This window comes from Pseudomonas sp. SCB32 (assembly GCF_009189165.1).
Classification (GTDB): Bacteria; Pseudomonadota; Gammaproteobacteria; order Pseudomonadales; family Pseudomonadaceae; genus Pseudomonas.
The window spans coordinates 3,129,723-3,155,537 of sequence record NZ_CP045118.1 but is presented as its reverse complement, the minus strand read 5'-3'; the positions used below and the strand labels follow the sequence as shown (position 1 = coordinate 3,155,537).

At 64.0% G+C, this 25,815-nt stretch carries 18 protein-coding genes; 16 read left to right on the top strand and 2 right to left on the bottom strand.

Translation table 11 applies throughout. The features are described from left to right. Positions 1-5: 5 nt before the first annotated feature. The 16 genes from GA645_RS14580 to GA645_RS14505 all read left to right on the top strand — a co-directional run bounded on the left by GA645_RS14580 (position 6) and on the right by GA645_RS14505 (position 24,168). Positions 6-923 carry an SDR family oxidoreductase gene (locus GA645_RS14580; RefSeq protein WP_152223729.1) on the top strand — a complete coding sequence of 306 codons (918 nt, stop codon included), beginning with the start codon at positions 6-8 and terminating at the stop codon, positions 921-923. A gap of 10 nt (positions 924-933) precedes the next feature. Beyond that, a complete protein-coding gene (locus GA645_RS14575) occupies positions 934-2,166 on the top strand; it encodes an acyl-CoA dehydrogenase family protein (protein ID WP_152223728.1) in 1,233 nt (410 codons plus the stop codon). Between the two features lie 46 nt (positions 2,167-2,212). After that, positions 2,213-3,940 (top strand): long-chain-fatty-acid--CoA ligase, encoded by a 1,728-nt coding sequence (locus GA645_RS14570; RefSeq protein ID WP_152223727.1) that lies wholly within the window; start codon positions 2,213-2,215, stop codon positions 3,938-3,940. Positions 3,941-4,012: 72 nt separating this feature from the next. Continuing rightward, on the top strand, positions 4,013-5,569 hold the full coding sequence (locus GA645_RS14565) for a long-chain-fatty-acid--CoA ligase (RefSeq protein WP_152223726.1): 1,557 nt from the start codon (positions 4,013-4,015) through the stop codon (positions 5,567-5,569). Then, complete coding sequence (locus GA645_RS14560; protein WP_152223725.1) at positions 5,569-6,006, top strand: PaaI family thioesterase; 438 nt, start codon at positions 5,569-5,571, stop codon at positions 6,004-6,006. Before GA645_RS14565 ends, GA645_RS14560 begins: the two co-directional genes overlap by 1 nt. 257 nt (positions 6,007-6,263) lie before the next feature. Further along, positions 6,264-8,114 (top strand): DUF1302 domain-containing protein, encoded by a 1,851-nt coding sequence (locus GA645_RS14555; protein WP_152223724.1) that lies wholly within the window; start codon positions 6,264-6,266, stop codon positions 8,112-8,114. Positions 8,115-8,134: 20 nt separating this feature from the next. Further along, positions 8,135-9,502, top strand: coding sequence for a DUF1329 domain-containing protein (locus tag GA645_RS14550; protein WP_152223723.1), 1,368 nt, complete (start codon positions 8,135-8,137; stop codon positions 9,500-9,502). A gap of 234 nt (positions 9,503-9,736) precedes the next feature. Beyond that, positions 9,737-12,142: a LuxR C-terminal-related transcriptional regulator gene (locus GA645_RS14545; protein WP_178119549.1), complete on the top strand. Its 2,406-nt coding sequence runs from the start codon at positions 9,737-9,739 to the stop codon at positions 12,140-12,142. Positions 12,143-12,270: 128 nt separating this feature from the next. Next, positions 12,271-13,608 (top strand): coniferyl aldehyde dehydrogenase, encoded by a 1,338-nt coding sequence (locus GA645_RS14540; RefSeq protein WP_152223721.1) that lies wholly within the window; start codon positions 12,271-12,273, stop codon positions 13,606-13,608. 29 nt (positions 13,609-13,637) lie between these two features. Next, entirely contained in the window at positions 13,638-14,723 is a 1,086-nt protein-coding gene (locus GA645_RS14535) for a Zn-dependent alcohol dehydrogenase (protein ID WP_152223720.1), read from the top strand. 61 nt (positions 14,724-14,784) lie between these two features. Continuing rightward, positions 14,785-15,984: an acyl-CoA dehydrogenase family protein gene (locus GA645_RS14530; RefSeq protein ID WP_152223719.1), complete on the top strand. Its 1,200-nt coding sequence runs from the start codon at positions 14,785-14,787 to the stop codon at positions 15,982-15,984. Between the two features lie 12 nt (positions 15,985-15,996). Beyond that, on the top strand, positions 15,997-17,142 hold the full coding sequence (locus GA645_RS14525) for an acyl-CoA dehydrogenase family protein (protein ID WP_152223718.1): 1,146 nt from the start codon (positions 15,997-15,999) through the stop codon (positions 17,140-17,142). A gap of 174 nt (positions 17,143-17,316) precedes the next feature. Next, positions 17,317-18,090 (top strand): ABC transporter ATP-binding protein, encoded by a 774-nt coding sequence (locus GA645_RS14520; protein WP_152223717.1) that lies wholly within the window; start codon positions 17,317-17,319, stop codon positions 18,088-18,090. Positions 18,091-18,650: 560 nt separating this feature from the next. After that, complete coding sequence (gene mqo / locus GA645_RS14515) at positions 18,651-20,285, top strand: malate dehydrogenase (quinone) (protein ID WP_152223716.1); 1,635 nt, start codon at positions 18,651-18,653, stop codon at positions 20,283-20,285. A gap of 286 nt (positions 20,286-20,571) precedes the next feature. Beyond that, complete coding sequence (katG, locus tag GA645_RS14510) at positions 20,572-22,758, top strand: catalase/peroxidase HPI (RefSeq protein ID WP_152223715.1); 2,187 nt, start codon at positions 20,572-20,574, stop codon at positions 22,756-22,758. Between the two features lie 156 nt (positions 22,759-22,914). Continuing rightward, on the top strand, positions 22,915-24,168 hold the full coding sequence (locus GA645_RS14505; RefSeq protein WP_152223714.1) for a hypothetical protein: 1,254 nt from the start codon (positions 22,915-22,917) through the stop codon (positions 24,166-24,168). 60 nt (positions 24,169-24,228) lie between these two features. Here the strand turns inward: GA645_RS14505 and GA645_RS14500 are convergent, their stop codons facing one another. Further along, positions 24,229-24,714, bottom strand: a complete 486-nt coding sequence (locus tag GA645_RS14500) for a BRO family protein (protein WP_152223713.1) — start codon at positions 24,712-24,714, stop codon at positions 24,229-24,231. 333 nt (positions 24,715-25,047) lie between these two features. Then, a complete protein-coding gene (locus GA645_RS14495; protein ID WP_152223712.1) occupies positions 25,048-25,617 on the bottom strand; it encodes a cysteine dioxygenase family protein in 570 nt (189 codons plus the stop codon). Between the last annotated feature and the right edge of the window lie 198 nt (positions 25,618-25,815).

Genomic DNA, 25,815 nt, shown 5'->3' with positions numbered 1-25,815 from the left:
GAGCAATGAGTACCCAGATGATGGAAGGCAAGGTCGTCATCGTCACCGGCGCCGGCCGTGGCATCGGCCGCGAGATGGCGCTGCAGATGGCGCGCCAGGGCGCCCGCGTGGTGGTGAACGACGTCGGCGTCAGCGTCAGCGGTGAGGCTGACGATGAAGATCCGGGCCGCGAAGTGGTCGAGCTGATCCGCAGCGCCGGCGGCGAAGCCGTGCTCAGCCGCGACAGCGTGGCGGAATGGGACAGCGCCCAGCGCATCGTGCAGTGCGCGCTGGATCACTTCGGCCGCCTGGACAGCGTGGTGAACAACGCTGGCATCCTGCGCGACCGCATCTTCCACCAGATGACCCCGGAAGAGTTCGACGCGGTGATCAAGGTCCACCTGTACGGCAGTTTCTACATGAGCCGCGCGGCCATCACCCACTTCCGCGAACAGAAGTCCGGCGCCTTCGTGCACATGACCTCGACCTCGGGCCTGGTGGGCAACGTCGGCCAGGCCAACTACGCCGCCGCCAAGCTCGGCATCGTCGGGTTGTCCAAGTCCATCGCCCTGGATGGCGCGCGCTACGGCGTGCGCTCCAATTGCATCTCGCCATTCGCCTGGAGCCGCATGGTTGGTTCCATTCCTGCCGCCGATCCGGCCCAGGCCGCACGGGTGGAGAAGATCAAGTCGATGACCCCGGCGCCGATCGCCGCCATGGCGGTGTTCCTTGCCAGCGACGCTGCGGCTGATGTGAACGGGCAGATCTTCACCGTGCGCAGGAACGAAGTGTTCCTGATGAGCCAGCCTCGGCCGACCCGCTCGCTGCACCGTGCCGAGGGCTGGACCCCGGAATCGCTGGCCGAGCATCTGTTGCCGGCGTTCAAGCCGTCGTTCCTGCCACTGGAAGTCTCAGCCGACGTATTCGGCTGGGACCCGGTCTGAGGAGCGCACCATGGACTTCACCCTACCCGACGAGTGGGTCGCCATTGGCGATGCGCTGATTCGCTTCATCCAGCAGGAAGTGGAGCCGCTGGAGAAGCAGCACGCCGACCTGTTGCACAACGAACGCAAGCTCTACATGGAGAACGGCCGCTACGCACCGCAGGTCATGGAACTGCGTGCCCAGGTACGCCGGCTGTCCGCCGAGGCCGGCTTCTACACCGTGCTGGGCGACGAGTCCCTGGGCGGCGTGGGCCTGGGCGCCCAGGCCGCGGTCTACATCCAGGAGCGGCTGAACGCCCATGTCGGGCCGTCGCGCCACCTGATCCAGACAGTGATCCTGCCGTCTCCGTTCACCAATGGCCTGACGCCGGTGCTCAAGCACATGGTTCCGGCAGTGCTGGAGGACTACCTGCCGGGCATCGCCAGCGGCGAAAAGACCCTGTGCTTCGGTCTCAGCGAGCCGGATGCCGGCTCCGACGTGTTCGCCATGCGTACCCGTGCGGTACGTGATGGCGATCATTGGGTGATCAATGGCACCAAACAGTGGATCACCAACGCCCCCTACGCCGATTACGCAATGATCTTCGCCGTGACCGATGACGAGAAGGCGAGGGCGGGCAAGGGCGGCATCAGCGGCTTCTTCCTGCCCACCGAAACCCCCGGTTTCTCGGTGCCCAGCGTGATTCCGACCATGGGCCACCTGGGTGCGGACATCGGCATCATCGCGCTGGACGACGTGAGAGTACCCGACAGTCACCGCATCGGCCCGGTCGATCGCGGATTGCAGGCAGCGCTGGAAGGCGTGAACGCCGGCCGCCTGAGCATGGCCGCCTCCTGCCTGGGGCTGGCGCGCTGGGCGCTGGACCAGGCGCTGGACTACGCCAAGGTGCGCAAGACCTTCGGCAAGCCGATCGCCGAGCACCAGATGGTCCAGGCGATGCTCGCCGAGTGCGCCATGGACATCTACGCGGTGAAAAGCATGGTTCGCCACTGCGCCTGGCTTATCGACCAGGGGCAATCGGCGACCAAGGAAGTCTCCATCGTCAAGGCATCCTCCACCGAGGCGCTGTGCCGGGTCATGGACCGCTGCATGCAGGTGCATGGCGGCATGGGCCTGACCAACGAGCTGCGGCTGGAGGAGGGCTTCCGTTTCGCCCGCACCATGCGCATTCCGGACGGCACCTCGGAAATCCAGCGGCGCACTATCGCGCGCCGGCTGCTCGAGGGCGATGTGGCGTTCTGACCGATCATTCCAACAAGCGGGCCAGAACCCGCGCAGAGGAGCCTACATGGCCTACAGTCATCCCCACCCGACGGCGCCGGATGTGATCGAGCGCCCCACCGGCCCCCTGGTCGTGGACCCGCGCCATGCGACCAAGGTGCCGACGCGCCAGGTGCACGTCCCGCAAACCAGCATTTTCAGCCATCTGGATATCGCTGCCCGGCGCTACCCGCGGAAGACCGCGGTACAGTTCTACGGCCGCGCCTACCGTTATGCCGAACTGTTGCATGACGTCGAGCGCATGGCCGGCTACCTGCAGAACGTCTGCGGCGTCGAGCGTGGCGACCGGGTGGTGGTGTTCAGCCAGAACTGCCCGCAGTTCATCGCCGCCTACTTCGCCATCCTGCGCGCCGATGCGGTGCTGGTGCCGGCCAACGCCATGCTGCTGCTCGACGAGATGGAACACATCGTCAGCGACAGCGGCGCGGTGGCGGCCTTCGTAGCCGAGGAGCTGGTGGAACAGATCGTACCGCTGATCGGGCGCACGCCGCTGCGCCATGTGGTCGTGCACGCCTATGGTGATGCCCTGGGTGACGATGACGCCGGCCTGAACATCCCCGATTGGGTGCGCGTGCGGTCCTCCAACGGTTCGTTGTTCGCCGGTGGCGAACGCTGGGACGCCGCCCTGGCTCAGGATCACCAGCCTGCCCCCCATCGCGCCGGCCCCGATGACCTCTGCATGCTGCCCTACACCTCGGGCACCACCGGCAAGCCCAAGGCCTGCGTCCACACCCACCGCACGGTGAGCACTTCCTTCGTCGGCGGCAGCCTGTGGCGGCCGACCAACGCCTCGTCGGTGTTCCTCGCGGTGGCGCCGTTGTTCCACTTGCTCGGCCTGCAGACCAACGTCAATGCCGCGATCTTCAATGGCGGCACCATCGTGCTGATGCCGCGCTGGGACCGGGAGACCGCCGCCGAACTGATCGAACGGCATGGCGTCACCTTCTGGGCCGCGCTGCCGACCATGCTGGTGGACTTCTTCGCCCAGCCCGGCATCGAGCAGCGTGACCTGTCCAGCCTGGCCATCATCACCGGGGGCGGTGCGGCGACTCCGCAGCACATCAACGACCTGCTGAAGAACCGCTACGGGCTGGATTACATCGAAGGCTACGGCCTGACCGAGACGGCATCGTTCCTCTGCACCAATCCCTATTTCGCGCCCAAGCGCGGCTGCCTGGGCATCCCCACCTATGGTGTGGACCTGCGCCTGCTGGACCCGGAAACCCTGGAGCCAGTGGCCCAGGGCGAAGTGGGCGAGATAGTCGCCCACGCGGCGCAGGCGATGCTCGGCTACTGGAACAACCCCAAGGCCAACTCTGAGACCTTCGTGGTCATCGACGGCAAGCGCTTCCTGCGTACAGGTGATCTGGCCTGCATGGACGAGGATGGCTACCTGTTCATGCGCGACCGCCTCAAGCGAATGATCAACGCCGCCGGCTTCAAGGTCTGGCCGGCGGAAATCGAGGCGATGTTGCACGGCCATCCGGCCATTTCCGAAGCCTGCGTGATCGCAGCGCCAGATCAGCATCGCGGCGAAACGGTGAAGGCTGTGGTCACCCTGAAGCCTGGTGCCTCGTTGAGCGGTGATGAATTGCTCGCCTGGTGCCGGCGGAACATGGCGACCTACAAGGCGCCGCGACTGGCGCAGATCGTCGACAGCCTGCCGAAGAACGCCACCGGCAAGATCGCCTGGCGCGAACTGCAGGAGCAGGAGAGGGCGCTGCACCTTTCCTGATCGAATTCTCTGCCGCTGCCGGCGGATCGGTGGCGGCTCCGACCGACAACAACAATTCCAAGGATGTCCATCATGTACCTGACTCAAGGTTTGCAGCGTTCGCTGCAACAGACGCCTGCCAAGATCGTCACCCTCTTCGGCGCGCGGCGCCGCACCTTCGCCGAGTTCGGCGACCGGGTGGCCCGCCTGGCCGCCGCCCTGCAGGCACTGGGCATGGTCCCGGGCGACCGGGTCAGCATGCTGGCGCTCAACTCCGACCGCTACCTGGAATACATGCAGGGCACCTGGTGGGGCGGCGGCGTGCTCAATCCGGTGAACATCCGCTGGGCGGTGCCGGAAATCGTCTACTCCCTGGACGACTGCAACACCCGCTTCCTGTTGGTGGATGACTACTTCCTGCCGATGGTGGTGGAGATTCGCGCGCAGGCGCGCAACACCCCAGTGTTCATCTATGCCGGAGACAAGCAGGCGCCGGACGGCATGCTCGACTACGAGACATTGCTCGCCGGCGCGGAACCGGTGCCTGACGCCGGGCGTGGCGGCGACGACCTGGCCTGCATCATGTACACCGGCGGCACCACCGGCTTCCCCAAGGGCGTGATGCAGACCCACCTGAACCTCTGGTCGGCGTGCATCCAGCGCATGGCGGAAATCCACCAGGGCAGCGACCAGCGCGACCTGCACGTGATGCCGCTGTTCCATATCGCGGGGCTGGCGCGCGTGGTGTCCGGTTTCATTGCCGGCGGCTCCCACGTGATCCTGCCGACCTTCGATGCAGCCGCCGTGCTCAAGGCGCTCGGCGAGGAGCGCGTCACCGACTCCATCCTGGTGCCGACCATGATTCTCGGCCTGCTGAATCATCCGGACTTCGACCAGTACGACCTGAGCCACCTGCAACGCCTGACCTATGGCGCTTCGCCGACGGCGGGCGAAATGATCGAGCAGGTGCTCGCCAAGCTGCCGCACCTGCAGTTGTCGCACTCCTACGGGCTGACAGAGGCCTGTCCGATCGTCTCCACCAACCCGCCGGAGAACCACGGGCCGGAGGCGCGGCGCAGTGGCCTGATCCGCTCCGTGGGACGGGGCGGCCTGGGGGTGAACGTGAAGGTGGTCGATGAGCACGGCCTGGAAGTGCCGCGCGGCACCGTGGGCGAGATCATCGTGCGTGGCCCGAACATCATGGTCGGCTACTGGAACAAGCCGGAGGAAACCGCCAAGGCCCTGCGCGGCGGCTGGCTGTACACCGGTGATGGCGCCTACATGGACGAGCAAGGCTATCTGTTCATCGTCGACCGCCTCAAGGACATGATCGTCAGCGGCGGCGAGAACGTGTATTCGGCGGAAGTGGAGAACGTCATCGCCCGCCACCCCGCGGTTCTCATGTGCGCGGTGATCGGCATCCCGCACGAGCAGTGGGGCGAGGCAGTGCACGCCATCGTCGTGCGCAAGCCGGGCGCCGGGGTGGGCGAAGACGATCTGCGTGCCCATTGCCGGGACTACATCGCCGGCTACAAGTGTCCGAAGACCGTGGAATTCCGCGATGCGCTGCCGCTCACCGGCGCCGGCAAGATCCTCAAGCGTGACTTGCGAGAGCCTTTCTGGGCCGGCAAGAGCAAGGCGGTGAACTGATGGACACAGTCCTCTCTGCCACTCCGATCCCCGCCGGATTTTCGCCCATAGCGGCGCCTCCGGGCTTCGTACGCTTCTGCGGTGGATTCCACTTCCATGATGAGCTGCCCATCATCGGTGTACGTATCGGCGGACACTTGCTCAACTCAGTGGGCATCGTCCACGGTGGTTTCCTTGCCACCCTGGCGGATACTGCGTTCGGGCTGGTCTTCAAGCGCCAGTTCGGGCTCGATGTGCCACCCGTCACGGTCAACCTGAACCTTGACTACCTGAGCGCCGTGCGAGAGGACGACTGGCTGGAGGCCCATGTTCAGGTACTCAAGTTTGGAAGCAGTTTCGCCAATGCCGACTGTCAGCTGAAAGTCGGTGACCGGGTGGTCCTGCGCTCCAGCGGTATTTTCACCGTGTGGAAGGGTAGGCGCCCAATGGCTGGCTGACGCCCGCGCAATGTTCCTGAAGCCCCTTCGGTCACCGCAGGGGCTTTTTCATGGGCGAAACACGCGCCCTTGAGCGGCTGCGCAGAGATTTCAAGGTCGGCTGTCACTCTTGGTAACGCAGTTCCGCAAGCGATACCGCGAGCCTCGCCGGGCGCCCCTGAATTCCGTCGAACGAATTACCCGATCGGGTGATAAAGCCCCGAAATCCGCTCGCTAGCATCGAGGCTCCAAACACTGATCCGTTTTCGGAGCACCGCATGACAAGAACAACAAAACGCGGAGTCTTTCAGCCGCAGTTGCTGGCCGCTGCCGTCGCCCTCGGCGCGGGCCCGCAGGCCAACGCCATCGATTTCAACATCGGCGAGATCGAAGGCAAGTTCGACTCTTCGCTGTCCATCGGGGGCAGCTGGTCCACGCAAGCACCCGACAAGCAGTTCATCTCCAACTTCAACTCCGTGGGAGTGCAGGGCGGCAAGTCGTCCTCCCGCACCGTCGATGACGGTCGCCTGAACTTCAAGAGCGGAGAGAACTTCTCGACCATCTTCAAGGGCCTGCACGACCTGGAGCTGAAGTACGGTGACAGCGGCGCATTCGTCCGCGGCAAGTACTGGTATGACTCCGAGCTCAAGGACGGCCATCAGCACTTCTATGACATCGACGACAGCGGCCGCGACCGCGCCGCCAAATCGTCCGGCGCGATGTTCCTCGACAGCTTCATCTACCACAACTACAACCTCGGCGACCTGCCGGGGAACGTCCGCCTCGGCAAGCAGGTGGTCAGCTGGGGCGAGAGTACCTTCATCCAGAACGGCATCAACTCGATCAACCCGGTGGACGTCGCCGCCTTGCGCCGTCCGGGTTCGGAGATCAAGGAAGGCCTGGTTCCGGTCAACATGTTCTACCTCTCCCAGGGACTGATGGAGAACGTCACTGCCGAGGGCTTTTACCAGATCGAATGGGAAAAGACGGTGACCGACAACTGCGGCACCTTCTTCGGCAACGATGGCATCCCCAAAGGCTGCAACGACCGCCTGGTGGTTTCCGGGCTTGATCTGGCGCCGGGCGTCGCAACCAACAAGGGCGGCGCGGCGGCGGTCCTCCAGGGCCGGGATGATGTCTACATCCCGCGCTACGACGACAACGAAGCCCGTGACGGCGGGCAGTATGGCCTGGCGCTGCGCTGGTTCATTCCGGACTGGAACGACACCGAGCTGGGGGCCTACGCGATGAACTACCACAGCCGCAACCCCTTCCTCAGCACTCTACGTACTACCGGCCCCGGCAAGCCGCCCAGCGCTCTCAACGTGCCGCGCAATGCCGGTTACTTCATCGACTATCCGGAAGACATCCATCTCTATGGCGTGAGCTTCCAGACCAGCGTCGGCGGCACCTCGCTCGGTGGCGAGGTCAGCTACCGACCGAACATGCCGTTGCAGATCAGCACTCCGGACCTCCTCAGCGCCACGACCAACATCCCTGGAACTCCGAGCCTTAACCCATTGGTTACTACCGGCTATATCAGCGACGTACCGGAAGGCGGCGTGATCAATGGCTACAAGCGCATGCCGGTACTGCAGGCCCAGATGACCGCCACCCAGTTCATCGACCAGGTAATGGGCTCCGAACGCCTGACCCTGGTTGGCGAGGTGGGCTACAACCGCATCAATGGCCTGGGTGATGCCGACGGCACCGATATCCGCTTCGGCCGCAGCCCGGCGTTCGGCTCCGGCATCCTCCCGGGCGCCGCGGGTGCGGCGAACTGTGCGGGCACCAACGTGGGCCTGCCCACCGCCAGCAACCCGGCCCAGAAGTGCAACAGCCACGGCTTCTACTCGACCGACTCCTGGGGCTACCGCCTGCGCGGCGTGCTGGATTACCCGAACGTGTTCGCCGGAGTGAACCTGAAGCCGAACCTGGCCTGGTCCCACGACGTGGACGGGCGCGGCCCGAACTTCGAGGAAGGCGCCAAAGCCATCAGCCTTGGCCTGGATGCCGACTACCTGAACACCTACACCGCCAGCCTCAGTTACACCAACTACTTCGATGGCGAATACAACACCATGACTGACCGCGACTTCGTCTCGCTCAGCCTTGGCGTGAACTTCTGATCGTCAAAAGGCAGAACCTCATGAAAAAGATCGCACTTCTGCAATGCGGCGCCCTGGCGCTGTCCCTGCTGGCCTCCGGCGTGATGGCGGCCAGCTCGCCTGAGGAAATAGCCAAGCTCGGCACCAGCCTGACCCCGCTGGGGGGCGAGAAGGCCGGCAATACGGATGGCAGCATTCCCGCCTGGGATGGTGGCCTGAAGCCTGGCGCGGCCTCGGTGGACGGAAATGGCTTCCTCGGTGACCCCTACGCCAGCGACAAGCCGTTGTTCGTCATCACCAAGGCCAATCTGCCCCAGTACAAGGACAAGCTCACTCCCGGCCAGCAAGCGATGTTCCAGCGCTATCCGGACACCTACAAGATTCCGGTCTATCCGACCCGCCGCAGCGCCTCCGCGCCGGACACCATCTATCAGGCGGCGAAGACGAGTGCGGCCAGCACCCAGCTGGTCAACGGCGGTGACGGTATCACCAACCTCGCCGGGCACTACTACGCGTTCCCCATTCCCAAGAGTGGCGTGGAGGTGGTGTGGAACCACGAAACCCGCTACCGCGGCAGCAACTACACCCAGCAGATCGCCCAGGCCACGCCCCAGGTCAACGGTGACTACACCATCGTCGAACTGCGGCAGGATGTTGGCTTCCCGACGCTGTTGCAGGACTTCGATCCGAAGAAGGTGAGCGACTACCTGTTCCTAGTGAAACAGGAGGTGACAGGACCGGCACGCATGGCCGGTAACGTACTGCTGGCCTACGAGACCCTCGACCAGGTCAAGGAGCCGCGCAATGCCTGGTCGTACAACGCCGGCCAGCGCCGCGTAAGGCGTGCCCCGCAGGTGGCCTACGACGGCCCGGGAACTGCCGCCGACGGCCTGCGTACGGCGGACAATGCCGACATGTACAACGGCGCGCCGGATCGCTACAACTGGAAGCTGATCGGCAAGCGCGAAATGTACGTGCCCTACAACAACTACCGGCTCTGGTCGCCAAAGCTCAAGTACTCGGACATCCTCAAGCCGGGTCATATCAACCAGGACCTGGCGCGCTACGAATTGCACCGTGTGTGGGAAGTGGAGGGTACGCTCAAGCCCGGCCAGCGTCATATCTACGCCAAGCGCCACATGTACTTCGACGAGGACACCTGGGCGCTGGTGGAAGTCGATCACTATGACGGTCGTGGCCAGCTCTGGCGGGTCGGCGAAGGCTACCAGGTCAACGACTACCAGCACGGCATCAGCCTGTATGCCGGTCAGGCGCTCTACGACCTGATCGCAGGCCGCTATCTGGTCTTTGGAATGACCAACGAGTCGAAGAAGGCTACCCAGTACGATCAGAAGTTCAGCATGAACGATTTCACCCCGGCCGCGCTGCGCAACGCCGGTATCCGCTGACCGTACCTTCCGGCCGGTGCTCGCATTGCGGGCACCTGGCCACTGGCCGGGACGATCTGCTCCCGTCCCGGCCTCCTTCCCGCGATACACATCTCACTTCGGCCCGCCGTTCTCCACCACCTGACAAGGGTGGCGCTTTTTTTCTCACCGCCTTGCAGCATGTCTCCATACTCAGCGGAAGGCCATGCGTTCCGCGTGTTCCGTCGTCCCTCTCCGCGTGGATCGAGGCCCATCATGCAAGGTCTGGGTATCAATCTGTCCTGGGTGGAAACGCCCGTCGCGACTCCGGAGTTACCGGAGCATCATGTTCCGCGCCCCGATCTGGTCGAAGTATTGCGCGGCAGTCCTCAGCGCCTGAGCTTGCTTTGCGCGCCAGCCGGTTACGGCAAGACCGTCCTGCTCGAAGAAAGCTTCACGGCAGCCGACTCGGGAGAGAACATCCTCTGGTTGCGCCTGGGCGGGCGAAGCCTGTCACTGAGCGAACTGAGCGATTGGCTCGTGGCCGCTCTGTCACTGCCCGGCAGCCTGGGGAGCGCTGCGTTGCTGCGTCATTTCGCCAGCCCTGGGCGTGCTGTCCGACTGGTACTGGATGACTTGCCGGCCGACCTGTCGATCGAGCTGAACAATTGGTTCGAACATCTGCTCAATCTGCCCGAAAGCCATCTGCGCCTATCGATCAGCAGCCGCCAACGGCCCGCCTGGAATCTACCGCGGCTGCTTCTCAAGGGTGAGCTGCTGGAGCTGGATGCATCGCGGCTGGGAATGTCGAGGCAACACTTCGACATACTGTGCCGTCGCCTTGTGGCCACCGCCGATGCCGCTGAGCGCGAACGCGTCTGGGCTCAGAGCGGCGGGTGGTGGGGTGGCGCCTGCCTGCTTCTGGCCGGCGGCGCACAAGGTAAACGATTGCTGCTCGACTACCTGGAGCATGAGGTACTCAATCGACTGAGCACCGAGGAGCGTGAACTGCTGTACGGGCTGTGCCACCTGCCACGGTTTTCCACTGATCTCTGTGGGCAGCTCTGGGAGGGGCGAGCCAGTGCACACCTGCTGCAACGCCTGCGCCATCAACAGGTGTTCGTAATGCCGGTGGCGGGCCAGGAGCACTGGTATCGCATTCACCCACTGGTGGCCGGAGCCCTGCACCACGCTCTTGATCCCGCTGATCTGGCGCGCCTGCGCCTACAATCATGTCGCCTGCTGAGTGTTGCCGGGCAACTTCACGAGGCCATCGACCAGGCGCTGAATGCGCAACAACCCGAGGTGGCGGCTACCTACATGGAGCGCCTGCGACCGACCTGGCAGCTCACCGATCGCCACCTGCAGCGGGTTCTTGAGTGGCGCCGGCAATTGCCCGTCGAGCTGCTGGAGAGCACGCCGGGGCTGGTCTACCTCAGTACGCTGGCTTTGCTCTTCAGCGGGCGTATCGATGAAGCGAGCGCTAGCCTGGAGCGTCTCGGGCGCTTCCTGCCTGCGGCCAACGCAGCGGAGAATCAGCAACTGCTGGCCCATTGGCAGGCGCTACGCGGCGGTTTGCATTCCAGCCTGGGGCAGGGGGCAGCGGCGGAGCAGCACTGCCGGGAAGCGCTGCGCCATTTGCGAGATGATCCCCAGGACTGGCTCTCGCGTCTGCTGTGCTATCTCACTCTCGGGCGCACACTGATGTCCTGCGGGCGTCTCGACGATGCCCGGCAGGTGCTGCAGGAAGCGCTGGAACAGGCGCGCCGGCAAGGGTGCCAGGACGGCGAGACCGTACTGCAGGGAGACCGCCTGCGTCTCCTGCTGCTCCGCGGCGAATCAGAACTGGCGGAGTTGTTGTTGCAGGACGCCCTGGCCGGACGGATGGCCGCGCAGATCGAGAACGACCCTCTGCTGGGGCGTCTCCTGTTCATCCAGGCGGAGCTGGCGCTGCATCGGGGCGCCACGGATGAAGCCGAACGGGCGCTGCTCGAAGGCTTGCAACATGCACGTGACTGCACCGCACCCTTTGTCCTGCACGGCTACCTGGGGCTGGCGGAGGTGGCTTGCCGGCGTGACGATCCGCTGACCGCGCAACTGCAACTGCACCGCGCAGAGCAGGTGATGCACTACGGCAGAGCAGATGCCGTGTGCTACCAGCCGGTTCTGTCACTGCAACGGCTGCGCGTGCTGGCACGCCAGGGCGAGTGGCCGGCACTGCTCGACGGCGCGCGGCGACTTGCCACTGACTATCCCCTTGGCGCTGCGCTGCCGGTCTCGCTACCACCATCCTTGCCCCAGGAGGCTCAGTTGCTCGCTGCCCGCGCGGAGTTCCGGCTCGGTCGCTGCGAGCAGGCTCGGGACCGATTGCGACAAGGTCTTGCGCATTGTGCCCGCTTCGGCTCCACGTGCCTTCGCGAAGAGGCGCGCCAGCTTCTGGAGCGCTTGGAGGAACAAGCACCGGAGGAGGAGGGTGGCGGCTTCCAGGAAGAGCTCACCGGGCGTGAATCGGCGGTACTGGGGCTGCTGGCCGAAGGACTGTCGAACCAGGAGATCGCCGATGCGCTGTACCTGTCGGTGAACACGGTCAAGTACCACGCCAAGAACATCAACGCCAAGCTCGGCACCACCCGGCGCACCCAGGCCATCGCCTGCGCCAAGGCCCGAGGGCTGCTGGCCTAGCCGCCACCTGATCCGGGTGGCGCGTGCCGGGTGGCGATCCACCAACCATTGCCATCACTCCCACGGCGACGCGGAACGTTAGCGTGCCGCTATCGCCAACGCCATCGAACAACAACAGGAGCCGAGTGATGAGCGCCAACGACTATATGGGCGAGGCGGAAATCCGCGCCATTTTGCAACGGCAGCGTGCCGCTGCCCTGGCGGATGGGCCGTCCAGCGCCGAGCGGCGCGGTGAACTGATCGACCGCGCCATCGACCTGCTGGCGAGCAACGAGCAGGCGCTTATCGCAGCCCTCAGTGCCGATTTCGGCCAGCGCAGCCCGACATTCTCCCGCCACAGTGATGTGCTCTCGCCCCTGGCGACGCTCAAGCAGACTCGAGCCGAACTCGCCGACTGGATGCAACCGGAACGCCGCCAGACGCCTCGTGGCGAGGCTTGGGTGGAATACCAGCCGTTGGGCGTGGTGGGTATCGTCACGGCCTGGAACGTACCGGGCAACATGGTGTTCAAGGGCCTGGCCGGCGCGCTGGCCGCTGGAAACCGGGTGATGATCAAACCGTCGGAGTTCAATCCGAACACCTCGGCCCTGATGGCCCGGATGATCCGCTCGGCCTATACCGAGGAAGAGGTGGCGGTAGTGACCGGACCGGCCGAGGTAGGACAGGCATTCTGCAGCCAGCCTTTCGATCACCTGATCTTCACCGGCGCCGCCAGTATCGGCCGTCACGTGCTGCGAGCGGCGGCCGAGAACCTGGTGCCAGTGACCCTGGAACTGGGCGGCAAGTCGCCGGCGATCGTTTCCCGCTCGGCCGACCTGAAGACTGCGGCGGCCAAGATCGTGGTCGGCAAGACCCTGAATGCCGGTCAGCTCTGCGTGGCGCCTGACTACGTGTTCGTGCCGGAAGAGTCCATGGATGCCTTCATCGCCATCGCCCGCGCGGTATTGGCCGGTTTCCTGCCGACCCTGGCCGACAACCCCGACTACACCGCGATCATCAACGAGCGCCACTACCAGCGCCTGCAAGGCTATCTCGCGGAGGCTCGCCAGGCCGGTGTCACGCTGGTGGAGCTGAACCCCGCTGGCGAAACCTTCGACGCCGCATCGCGCAAGATCGCGCCGACCCTGCTGCGTGATCCCGCCGACGGGCTGCAGGTGATGCAGGACGAGATCTTCGGTCCGCTGCTGCCGATCAAGCCGTACCGCGACTTCGACGAGGTCATCGCCTACATCAATGCGCGTCCGTGTCCGCTGGGCCTGTACTGGTTCGGCAACGATGCCGTCGAGGAGCGCCGGGTGCTCGATCGCACCTGCTCTGGCGGGGTGACGCTGAATGACGTGATGCAGCACGCCGGCCTGGAGAACCTGCCCTTCGGCGGCGTCGGTCATAGCGGCATGGGCGCCTATCACGGCATCGATGGCTTCCGCACCTTCAGCCATGCCAAGGCCGTGTACCGCGCCGGCTGAGCCTCATTCACCGAACGAGAGAGCATTCCATGAAAGCAGCTGTATTCCACCAGGTCGGCGCGCCGCTGAGCATCGAAGAGATCGTCATCAGCAATCCGGGCCCGCGGGAGGTGCTGATCCGCACCGCGGCGGTCGGCGTCTGTCATTCCGACCTGCATGTGATCGACGGCTCTTACCCCTATCCGGGGCCTATCGTGCTCGGCCACGAAGCGGCCGGTATCGTCGAACAGGTGGGTTCGGAAGTGCGCACGGTCAAGCCGGGCGACCATGTGGTGACCTGCCTTACCGTGTTCTGCGGCCATTGCGAACACTGCGTCACCGGCCACCTGTCGCGCTGCGTGTCGCCGGAGACCAAGCGCGGCAAGGATGAAGAGCCGCGCCTGACCTACGCGCACAAGCCGATGGCGCAGTTCGTCAACCTGTCGGGCTTCGCCGAGCAGATGCTGGTGCACGAGAACGCCTGCGTGGCAATCCGCCCCGACATGCCGCTGGACCGCGCGGCGCTGCTGGGTTGCGCCGTCACCACCGGCACCGGCGCGGTGTTCAACACCGCAAAGGTGCGCCCGGGCGAGACCGTTGCGGTGATCGGCTGCGGCGGTATCGGCCTGGCCGCGATCAACGGCGCGGCGCTGGCCGGGGCAGGGCGGATCATTGCCATCGACATGCTCGACAACAAGCTGGAACTGGCCCGCCGTTTCGGCGCCACCGAGGTGATCAACGCCAAAGGCGGCGATGCGGTGAAGCAGGTACTCGAGCTCACCCGTGGCGGCGTGCACCACGCCTTCGAGTGCATCGGCCTGAAGCAGACCGCCGAACAAGCCTTCGCCATGCTGGCGCGCGGCGGCACCGCCACGGTGATCGGCATGCTCAAGCCGGGTACCAAGATCGAGGTCGACCCCTACCAGTTGCTCCACGAGCGCCGCATCCAGGGCTCGCTGATGGGCTCCAACCGCTTCCCGGTGGACATGCCGGCGCTGGTGGACTTCTACATGGCCGGCAGGCTCAAGCTTGACGAGATGATCTCCCAGCGCATCCGCCTGGAGCAGATCAACGAAGCGTTCGACGAGCTGCGCCGTGGCGAGCTGGCGCGTTCGGTCATCGTCTTCGATCACTGAAATCCGTCTCATCCATTACCCGCCGCCGGTTCCCCTGCGGCGACGCTCCAGGAGTTTCCCGATGGATATCCATTTCACAGTGCAAGAGCAGGCATTCCGTGAAGAGGTGCGCGCCTTCCTGCGCGACGAGCTGCCCGAGCGCCTGTCCAGCCGCATCCTGCAGGGCAAGCGCCTGAGCAAGGACGACCTGGTGTTCTGGATGCGCAAGCTGAACGAACGAGGCTGGCTCGCTCCCGGCTGGCCCGAGGAGTGCGGCGGCCCCGGCTGGACCGCGATCCAGAAGCACATCTTCGAAGAAGAGTGCTTCTCCGCGGGGGCGCCGCGCGTCGTGGCCTTTGGCACCAAGATGGTCGCACCGGTGATCATCAAGTTCGGCACCCCGGAGCAAAAGGCACGCTTCCTGCCGCGCATCCTCGACAGCAGCGACTGGTGGTGCCAGGGCTATTCCGAGCCGGGCGCCGGCTCCGACCTGGCCTCGCTGAAAACGCGAGCCGTGCGCGATGGCGATCACTATGTGGTGAACGGCCAGAAGATCTGGACCACGCTCGCGCATTACGCCGACTGGATGTTCTGCCTCGTCCGCACCGATCCTCAGGCACAACAGCAGCGCGGTATCAGCTTCCTGCTGATCGACATGAAGACTCCCGGCATCACCGTGCGCCCGATCATCACCCTGGACGGCGAGCACGAAGTCAACGAGGTGTTTTTCGACAATGTACGCGTGCCGGTGGAGAACCTGGTCGGCCGCGAGAATGAAGGCTGGACCTGCGCCAAGTACCTGCTCACCCATGAGCGCACCAGCATCGGCGGCATCAACCAGACCAAGACCCTGCTGCGCAGCCTGAAACGGGTTGCCAGCGAGGAGTTGCGCAATGGCCGTCCGCTGATCGAAGACCCACTATTCCGTGCGCAGATCGCCGATGCCGAAATGCAACTGATGGCCGCCGACATGAGCAACCTGCGCATGCTCGTCGCCGCACGGGATGGCGGCGTGCCCGGGGCGGAAAGCTCGATCCTGAAGATCAAGGGTACCGAGCTGCGTCAGCAGATCGCCTACCTCCTGGGCAAGGCGGTTGGCAGCTATGCCTTGCCGTTCCTGGAGGATGAACTGGAGGTCCATGGAGTGAGCCCGGAACCGTTGCACAGCGCGGACAGCGGCACCGCCACCTACCAGTATCTCGATAGCCGCAAGGCCTCCATCTACGGTGGCTCCAATGAAATCCAGAAAAACATCATCGCCAAGATGATCCTCGAGCTGTAAGGAGCCCCGAACATGGACTTCAAACTGAGCGAAGAGCAGCAGATGCTGCGGGATACGGCCGCGCGCCTGGTGCGTGACCACTACGATTTCGAGCGCCGCGAGCAGTACCGCGAGAGCGCCACCGGCTACAGCCAGGCATTCTGGCGCCAGCTGGGTGACCTGGGGCTGTCGGCGGTGCCGTTTGCCGAAGCGCATGGTGGGTTCGGCGGTACTGGCGTCGAAACCTGGCTGATTGCTTCCGAACTGGGACGCGGGCTGTGCCTGGAGCCTTACCTGCACTCGGTGATTCTTGCCGGCGGCCTGATTGCGCAACTGGGTAGCGCGGCGCAGCAGGCCGACCTGCTGCCGCGTGTCGCCAGCGCGGAGCTGCAACTTGCGGTGGCGCTGGAAGAGCCGCAAAGCCATTACCAGCTGAACGACGTAACCTGCCGCGCCGAGCCGGTGTCCGGTGGATGGCGCCTGACGGGCCGCAAGGCCTGCGTGTTCGGTGGGCAGAGCGCAGGCTTGATCCTGGTATCAGCGCGTACCGCCGGCCAACAGCGTGACGAGTCAGGCATCAGCCTGTTCCTGGTCGACCCGCAGGGCCCCGGCGTCCGTCGCCGCGACTATCCGACCATGGACGGCCGCAAGGCCTGCGAGCTGTACCTCGACGGTGCCGTCGTCTCCGGCTCGGCGCTGCTCGGTGCGGAAGGTGGGGCGCTTTCGGCGTTGCGCTACCAGCAGGGGCGTGCCATTGCTGCACAGTGTGCCGAAGCGGTGGGCAGCATGGAGGCGGCCTGCGCGCTGACCCTGGATTACCTGAAGACCCGCAAGCAGTTCGGCGTGGCCATCGGCAGCTTCCAGGCGTTGCAGCACCTCATGGTGGATATGCGTATCGAACTGGAACAGGCGTCCGCTATCACCCAATGGGCCGCCTGCGTGGTTGACCAGGCGGACAGCGCCGAGCGCAGCCGCGTCCTGGCCGCCGCCAAATACGTGGTGAGCCGGGCAGGGCGCTTCATTGCCGACCAGGGCATCCAGTTGCATGGCGGCATCGGCCTGACCTGGGAATACCTGCTGTCGCACCACGCCAAGCACTTGCTGATGGTCGCCCGCCAGTTCGGCGACGACGATCATCATCTGGAAAGCTTCAGCGGATTGATGGAGGTGGCGGGTTAAGTGGCGACACCTCCCTTTCGGGCCACCTTGTGTGGCCCTTTTTTATGATCCAGCGATGGGTCGATGCGAGATTTGACTCCCGCTTGTTCGCCGCAGTGCGCGTGAATTGGCTGCTCCTCGAGGGCAGGGCATGGTAGAAGTTGTCCTCTTTGTCTGCCGATGACCGATGCCCGCATGATCGAATTCAACAACGTCACCGCCTACCAGCAGCAGACCCGCGTGCTGGATGGTTTTTCCCTGCACATCGGCGAAGGCGAGAAAGTCGCCATCCTCGGCCCCAACGGCGCTGGCAAGAGCACGCTGCTCAAGCTGATCAGCCGCGAGCTCTATCCGGTGGATCGCGAAGGCAGCTCGCTGAGTCTGTTCGGTCTGCAGAACGTTACCCTCTGGGACCTGCGCAGCCGTATCGGTTTCGTTTCCCAGGACCTGCAGGAGGACTACACACCCTTCACCCAGGCGCTGGATGTGGTGATTTCCGGCTTCTTCGGTTCCATTGGTAGCCATGGACACCTGCAGCCGACGCCGGAGCAGGTCGAGAAAGCGCGTGAGCTGCTGGCTACCGTGGAGATGGACGATTACGCGGATCGCATGTTCCAGCGCCTGTCCACCGGGCAGAAGCGCCGCCTGTTGCTGGCCCGCGCCCTGATCCATGAGCCCCGCGCCCTGATTCTCGACGAGCCGGCCAACGGCCTGGACATGGGCGCCAGCCTGCAGATGCTCAAGCTGCTGCGGCGCTTCTGTGGGGAAGAGCACGCCATGATCATCACCACCCACCACATCGACGAGATCATTCCGGAGATCGAGCGCGTGGTACTGATCGCCCAGGGCAAGGTGGTCGCCGACGGCGCCAAGGCGGACATCCTGACCAGCGAGCATCTGTCGGCGCTGTATCACGTGCCATTGAAAGTCACCGAGCAGGACGGTTGGTATCGCTGCTGGCATGCCTGATGGCAAACCAGACGTAGCGCGTAAACGTTTTGCATTGCACGCCGTTTGACCTTGATAACCGCGCCGGAAGGGCGCTCCGAGCTTGACCCGGCACTGGTCATGCGCGGCGTACAACCGCGAACGGCTGTGCGCCCTACGCGGATATGCCGGTCTCCGCCGCGAGATGATCTTCCAGCCAGACTGCGCAGGTACTCCCACGGGTAGATGCCCCGGACTGGCGCGCCGGGGTGTGCACCAGCGCGGACACGGCCCGCCGTGGACGCTCGTCGGTAGTTGACTGCAACGGTTGGTGAAGGCGCGCTGTTTCTATAGAATGCGCAAACGTTTCAGCAGACCATGCATTCCTCTCACAACAAAAGCCAAAGCCGAAGGCTTTGCGTGTCTCTCTGCGCAGGACGTGTCTCCCGCCCCATCGAACCGGCCCCAGAGCCAGCGGAGCAGGGAACTGAGCCCTGATTCCATCCCGTCGTACTGTCGCCTGGGCTTACCACGAGCTCCGGGCCTTCACGCTGCATGACGCCGGTGGGGCAGGCCAAGCCCTAACGACGAGAAACTCTCCAATGATCAAGAAAGTGAGCGGGGCGCTGCTGGGCCTTGCTTTGGCAGTGAATTGCGCGTCGGCCTTCGCGGCCGAATCGAAGAAAGTCGATGTGCTGCTGATTGGCGGCGGCATCATGAGCACCACCCTGGGCGTCTGGCTCAACGAACTGGAACCGGGCTGGTCGATGGAGATGGTCGAGCGCCTCGACGGCGTCGCCCTGGAAAGCTCCAACGGCTGGAACAACGCCGGTACCGGTCACTCCGCGCTGGCCGAGTTGAACTACACGCCGGAAGACAAGGACGGCAAAGTCAGTATCGCCAAGGCCATCGAGATCAACGAATCCTTCCAGATTTCGCGCCAGTTCTGGGCCTGGCAGGTGAAGAACGGCGTGCTGAAGAACCCGCGTTCCTTCATCAACTCCACCCCGCACATGAGCTTCGTCTGGGGTGACGACAACGTCGCCTTCCTGAAAAAGCGCCATGAGGCGCTGCAGGCCAGCCCGCTGTTCCGTGGCATGCAGTACTCCGAGGACCCGGCGCAGATCGCCAAGTGGGTGCCGCTGATGATGCAGGGCCGCGACCCCGCGCAGAAGGTTGCCGCTACCTGGTCGCCGCTGGGCACCGACGTCAACTTCGGCGAGATCACCCGCCAGTTCGCCGGCTACCTGCAGAGCAAGCCGAATTTCGCGATGAAGCTGTCCAGCGAGGTGGAGAACATCACCCGCAATGACGACGGGTCCTGGCGCGTCGAGTACAAGAACCTGAAGGACGGCAGCGTCACCAAGACCGACGCCAAGTTCGTCTTCATCGGCGCCGGCGGCGGCGCACTGCGCCTGCTGCAGAAGTCCGGCATCGAAGAAGCCAAGGACTACGCCGGCTTCCCGGTGGGCGGCTCGTTCCTGGTTACCGAAAACCCGAGCATCGCCCAGCAGCACCTGGCCAAGGCCTACGGCAAGGCGTCGGTCGGCGCACCGCCGATGTCGGTGCCGCACCTGGACACCCGCGTACTCGATGGCAAGCGCGTGATCCTGTTCGGGCCGTTTGCCACCTTCTCCACCAAGTTCCTCAAGGAAGGTTCCTACCTGGACCTGCTGGCCAGCACCAACGTGCACAACGTCTGGCCGATGACCCGCGTGGGCATCGACGAGTACCCGCTGGTGGAGTACCTCGCCGGTCAGCTGATGCTCTCCGACGCGGATCGTCTCAAAGCCCTGCGCGAGTACTTCCCAGAGGCCCAGGCCGAAGACTGGCGCCTGTGGCAGGCCGGCCAGCGCGTGCAGATCATCAAGCGTGACGCCGACAAGGGCGGCGCACTGAAGCTCGGCACCGAGATCGTGTCTTCCGCCGACGGCAGCATCGCCGGCCTGCTCGGCGCATCGCCGGGCGCCTCCACCGCCGCGCCGATCATGCTCAGCGTGCTGGAGAAGGTGTTCAAGGACAAACTCGCCACCCCCGAGTGGCAGACCAAGGTCCACCAGATCGTCCCCAGCTATGGCACCAAGCTGAATGACAGCCCGGAGAAGACGCAACAGGAGTGGGCCTACACCAGCGAAGTCCTGCAACTGGACCCGCCGCCGGCCATCGACCCGGCTCCCGCAGCGCAGCCCGCCGCCGCAGCTCCGGCCGAGAAGGCCGCCAACTACATGGCGCTCTGAGCCATGCCGACGCAAACCGGGGCCTGAGTGCCCCGGTTTTCATTTCAACGCCTGGACCTGGCGGCACGAGGCTTTCCCGTGGTGTCCAACGCCACCTGGAAGAACATCACGGGCCGAAGGCTCCGCAGCAGCCCGCGCCATCGGGCGGTCATAGCCTTTTACCGCACCGGCCGATCGATAAGTCCAATGGATCGGTCATAGCGTCGTCGCTCATTTGATCTATCTTCTGATGGGTTAAGCGAATCCACAGCGCCGCTGCATCGACGGCGCAAACGAGGAGCCTGTGATGAGTGACGAAAAGAAAGCGAGCTGCCCGTTCAACCACACCGCTGGCGGCGGCACGACGAACCGTGACTGGTGGCCCAACCAGCTGAGGCTGGACCTGCTCCACCAGCACTCCTCCAGGTCTAACCCGATGGAGGAGACTTTCAACTACACCGAGGCCTTCAAGAGCCTCGACCTGAACGCGGTGAAGCAGGACCTGACGGCCCTGATGACCGACTCCCAGGACTGGTGGCCTGCCGACTTCGGCCACTATGGTCCGCTGTTCATCCGCATGGCCTGGCACGCCGCCGGCACCTACCGCATCGGCGACGGCCGGGGAGGCGCGGGGCGCGGGCAACAGCGTTTCGCCCCGCTCAACAGCTGGCCGGACAACGTCAGCCTGGACAAGGCCCGCCGCCTGCTCTGGCCGATCAAGCAGAAGTACGGCAACAAGCTGTCCTGGGCCGACCTGATCATCCTGACCGGCAACGTCGCACTGGAATCCATGGGCTTCAAGACCTTCGGCTTCGCCGGCGGCCGTGCAGACGTGTGGGAACCGGACATGGACGTGTACTGGGGCGACGAGAAGACCTGGCTGGGCGACCAGCGCTACACCGGCGACCGCGACCTGGAAAACCCGCTGGCCGCCGTGCAGATGGGCCTGATCTACGTGAACCCGGAAGGCCCCAACGGCAACCCCGACCCGCTGGCCGCCGCCGTCGACATTCGCGAAACCTTCGCGCGCATGGCGATGAACGACGAGGAAACCGTGGCGCTGATCGTCGGCGGCCACACCTTTGGCAAGACCCACGGTGCGGGCCCGGCCGACAATGTCGGCGCCAACCCCGAAGCCGCCCCGCTGGAAGAGCAGGGCCTGGGCTGGCGCAGCACCTACCAGACTGGCGTGGGCAAAGATGCCATCACTAGCGGCCTGGAAGTGGTCTGGACCAACACCCCGACCCAGTGGAGCAACAACTTCCTGACGATCCTGTTCGCCTACGAATGGGAACTGACCAAGAGCCCGGCCGGCGCCCACCAGTGGAAGCCCAAGAATGGCGCCGGGGCAGGCAGCATCCCGGACCCGTTCGACCCGAACAAGCGCCGCGATCCGACCATGCTCACCACCGACATCTCCCTGCGCACCGACCCGATCTACGAAAAGATCTCCCGGCGCTTCTACGAGAACCCCGACCAACTGGCCGATGCCTTCGCCCGCGCCTGGTTCAAGCTGACCCACCGCGACATGGGCCCGCGCGCCCGCTACCTGGGCGCGGAAGTCCCTGCCGAACAGCTGATCTGGCAGGACCCGATCCCCGCCGTCAATCACCCGGTGGTGGACGCCAACGACGTGGCTGCCTTGAAGGCCAAGGTACTGGCCTCAGGGCTCAGCGTTTCCGAACTGGTCAGCACCGCCTGGGCCTCGGCCTCGACCTTCCGAGGCTCTGACAAGCGCGGCGGCGCCAACGGCGCGCGCATTCGCCTGGCACCGCAGAAGGACTGGCCGGTCAACCAGCCGGAACTGCTGGCCAAGGTGCTCAAGGTGCTCGAAGGCATCCAGGCTGACTTCAACAAGTCCGCTTCCGGCGGCAAGAAGGTCTCCCTGGCCGACCTGATCGTGCTGGCCGGCGGCGCTGCCGTCGAGAAGGCGGCGAAGGATGGCGGCCACAGCGCCACCGTACCCTTCACGCCGGGCCGCATGGACGCCAGCCAGGACCAGACCGACGTGGAATCGGTGGGCATGCTCGAGCCGCGTGCCGATGGCTTCCGCAACTTCCTCAAGGCCAAGTACCCGGTCCTGCCGGAACACCTGCTGGTGGACAAGGCCCAGTTGCTGACCCTGACCGCGCCGGAAATGACCGCCCTGGTCGGCGGCTTGCGTGTGCTGGGCGCCAACGTCGGGCAGTCGCAGCACGGTGTGTTCACCAGCAAGCCGGGCACCCTGAGCAACGACTTCTTTGTCAACCTGCTGGACATGGGCACGGTGTGGAAACCGACCTCGTCCGCCAACGACCTCTACGAAGGCCGCGACCGCAAGAGCGGCGCCGTGAAGTGGACCGGCTCGCGGATCGACCTGGTGTTCGGCTCCAACGCACAGCTGCGCGCACTGGCGGAGGTCTATGCCTGCAGTGATTCCAAGCAGAAGTTCGTCGATGACTTCGTCAAGGCCTGGACCAAGGTGATGAACCTGGATCGCTTCGATCTGCGCTGATCCTCGGTAAAAACAACGCCCCGCGAGCCGGATAGGGTTCGCGGGGCGTTTTGTTTTCCGGGCATGGATATGCGTAATGCCTCATTGCTATCATCGGCGGCTTCGTTCGGGACGGCCCCGTCGTTTCGCCAGTGGATGAGCGCGCAGTGAGGATGCATGGAGCGGTTTGAAGAAGTATGCGAGAACAGCACGTTGTTCTTTGTTCAGCAGGTGGATTCGGACGAAACGGGCAGGTGCAGTCTATTACTCGATCCTCACACCCTGGATGAGACAGTTCGGTTCCTTGCCCGGTTTCTGGGGGGCGAAGCAGACGCCTCCAATGCTGAGGCATCAATCATTGAGATCGATATTTCGGGAAAACCGGGTCAATACGACGACCTCGAAGGTGGCTGGTTCTGGCTCGATCACAGCCTGCTGAGCGAGGCGATTGTAACTGTAGTGCCTGCCGCCGGGCCTGGAGGGCTGTATCTGCGAGCTATCTTAACGCTACGACCCTTCATGGATATTTCTCGGTACTTTTCTACAGCTAAAGCACCGGAGATAGCTGAGAGAGATATCATCGCTCCGAACATCCGTGCTCCACACTTCCACCGCTGTAGTCCCAAGAGGATACGCACAGTTCTCAGGGTCATTGATTGCGGCCATGGAAACTGGAATGAACTGGAGACTAGTGCGTCACGACTTCTTTACGATGTTGGAGCAGGCAGGTGGTTCACATCGGAACAGGTCAGAGAGGTAGTAGCTAAGCGCTGTTTGAGCGACGAAATTCGGGACTTGCAAATTGTGATCAGCCATTGGGATGTTGATCATTATCACGCCATCCTGGCCTTCGAACCCGACGAAATTAGCAAAGTGAAATGGCTGATGGCCCCCTCGAACACCCCTCCAACAGCAACATTTTCCCGAGTGGAGCAGCGTCTGCGAGAGTGCTTTGTTAGCGTCTATTTTCTTCCCTTCGCCTCGACTGAGAGCGCTTATATCCGCTCCGGTGAGGTGTCCCTTCTTCCAGTCTTTACATTCGAAAGCTGGGTGATGTTGCGTGCTACATCAGGGACGAAACGGAATCAGTCAGGAATAGCGATGTTCGTGGCGGGCAGCAGGAAAATAGGGATACTCAGTGGCGATCATGACTATTCGCAATTGCTTGAGGCAGTTTGGGATACTCATTACTGGTCGCACCGGCCTCGCACATGTGTGTTGGTGGCCCCTCATCACGGCGGCCATGCAGGGCAGATGTACGCGGATGGCTGGTTACGGATATTTGACCGTATCCGTACGCCGATCTCTTGCGGTAAGAATCGCTGGGGACATCCGTACCCAGCGGTTCTGAAGGAGCTATATCGCATGCAGAATGACGATGAACTACCTTGGTTGACCAAAGAGCAGGGGGACTACGTCCGTGTGCTTTAAGCAGTAAGCGACCTGTGCCTGCACGATAAATAGGCCCGCATCAGCGGGTCTTTTCATTTCTCACCGCCGCCACAACCCACGCCAGCCTTTCTTCCCCCGCGGCGCCTCGGTGAAGGTCGGCAACTGGCTGATCGGTACCCAGAGCTCGTCCTGCCACTCCAGCACCGTCACCCGTTGCGGGTTCCAGTTCATGAACAGTCGGCGCGGGTATTCGGGGTGGGTGGGGGATTGGTCGCGCAGCAGGGGGATGACCTTTTCATTGAGCCAGCGCAGCAGGACGCGGTTCTCCGGGTGGCTGTGGCGAAGTACGGCCTTGTACAGGGCGGATTCGTTGATGACTTCGGCGTCTTCTTCACTGCCGCTGTTATTCAGCAGGCTGACCTGCCGGACTTCGTAGGTCTCCATACGGCGGGCGAGGACGTTGGGGTGGTTCAGGCCGAGCAGGCGGGCGAGGTCGCTGGCGACGAACCAGGGGCGGTTGTCCAGGAGCAGGGCACGCAGCGGGCGGTTTTGGCGCAGGAAAGTTGTTGCGGTACAGACATCCATGAGTGGTCTCCGGTTCGAGTTAGGAGCCGCCATCTCTGTCACCACACAAAGGGAGGCGGACCGCGCGGGGTTGGTGAACCGGAACCGGAGCCGGCAGGCCCGAAAGCCTCCCCACGCGATCCGCCATAGTAGCGTTGCAGAATTTTCTGCATTCGCATGGGAGCCTACAGAAACCTTTCGCCGTTTCCGCATGCACCTTGGGCGCTTTCGCGCCGATTCACAGGTCACCAAACCCGGTCACAGGATTGACCATGACGGCCGGCAAGTTAGGAGGCAGCCTTGAAGACGGCAAGGCAGAGGCGCTTGGGAAACGTCCGAAATTGCAGGTGGCAATCAGCGCGGGTTGTACTCCACCTGCACCATTTCCCGCGTCCCGGCCGCCACGTCGTAGATGTGGTAGTTGTTCATCATCCGCCCGTAGAGGTGCAGGCTGACGGCGCGCGGGCGTTCGGCGGGGACGCCGGTGACGTGGATGTGGTCGGGGTTGGGCACGAAGGTGGTGACCGAGCCCGGCGGTAACAGGATGACACCGCCGCGCACCAGCTCGATGCCGTCGTCACGGTTGCGGTCAGGCGACAGGCACACGTAGCTGCGCTCTTCCAGCACGCCTTCGACGATACCGACCACGCCCCAGCTGCCGTGGTCGTGCACCGGCGTCCATTGCCCTGGCGACCAGACCAGTGCAAAGAGCGACAGGTCCGCATCCTCGGCGCAGTAGATCAGGTTGCGTGAGTAGTGCGCGGGGTCGGCCCGGTAATGTTCGGGTTCGAGGAAGTCCTCGGCGTGGTCGATCAGTTCCATCATCGAGGGAGCCAGCGCCAGGACACACTGGCAGGGCTCGGATTCGGCGTGGCTGAGTTCGACGGCGTGCTCGATGAAGCGCGCAAGAATGGGGTGTGTCATTGGGCTGGCCCTCCGGGCGGTTCTGTGCGGTACCAGGACTGAACCTTCGGCCCGAGAGACGACACACTCCCGATGAGGAAGAAAATCCCCAGTCGATTCCACTCTAGTCGGTTTTCCGCGCCTTGGCCGTCGATGCCGAAATGCCGGCAGCTCACGGATGGCGCCGGGTCCGGGATTCTGGGGCGGCAGGCGCGGAAT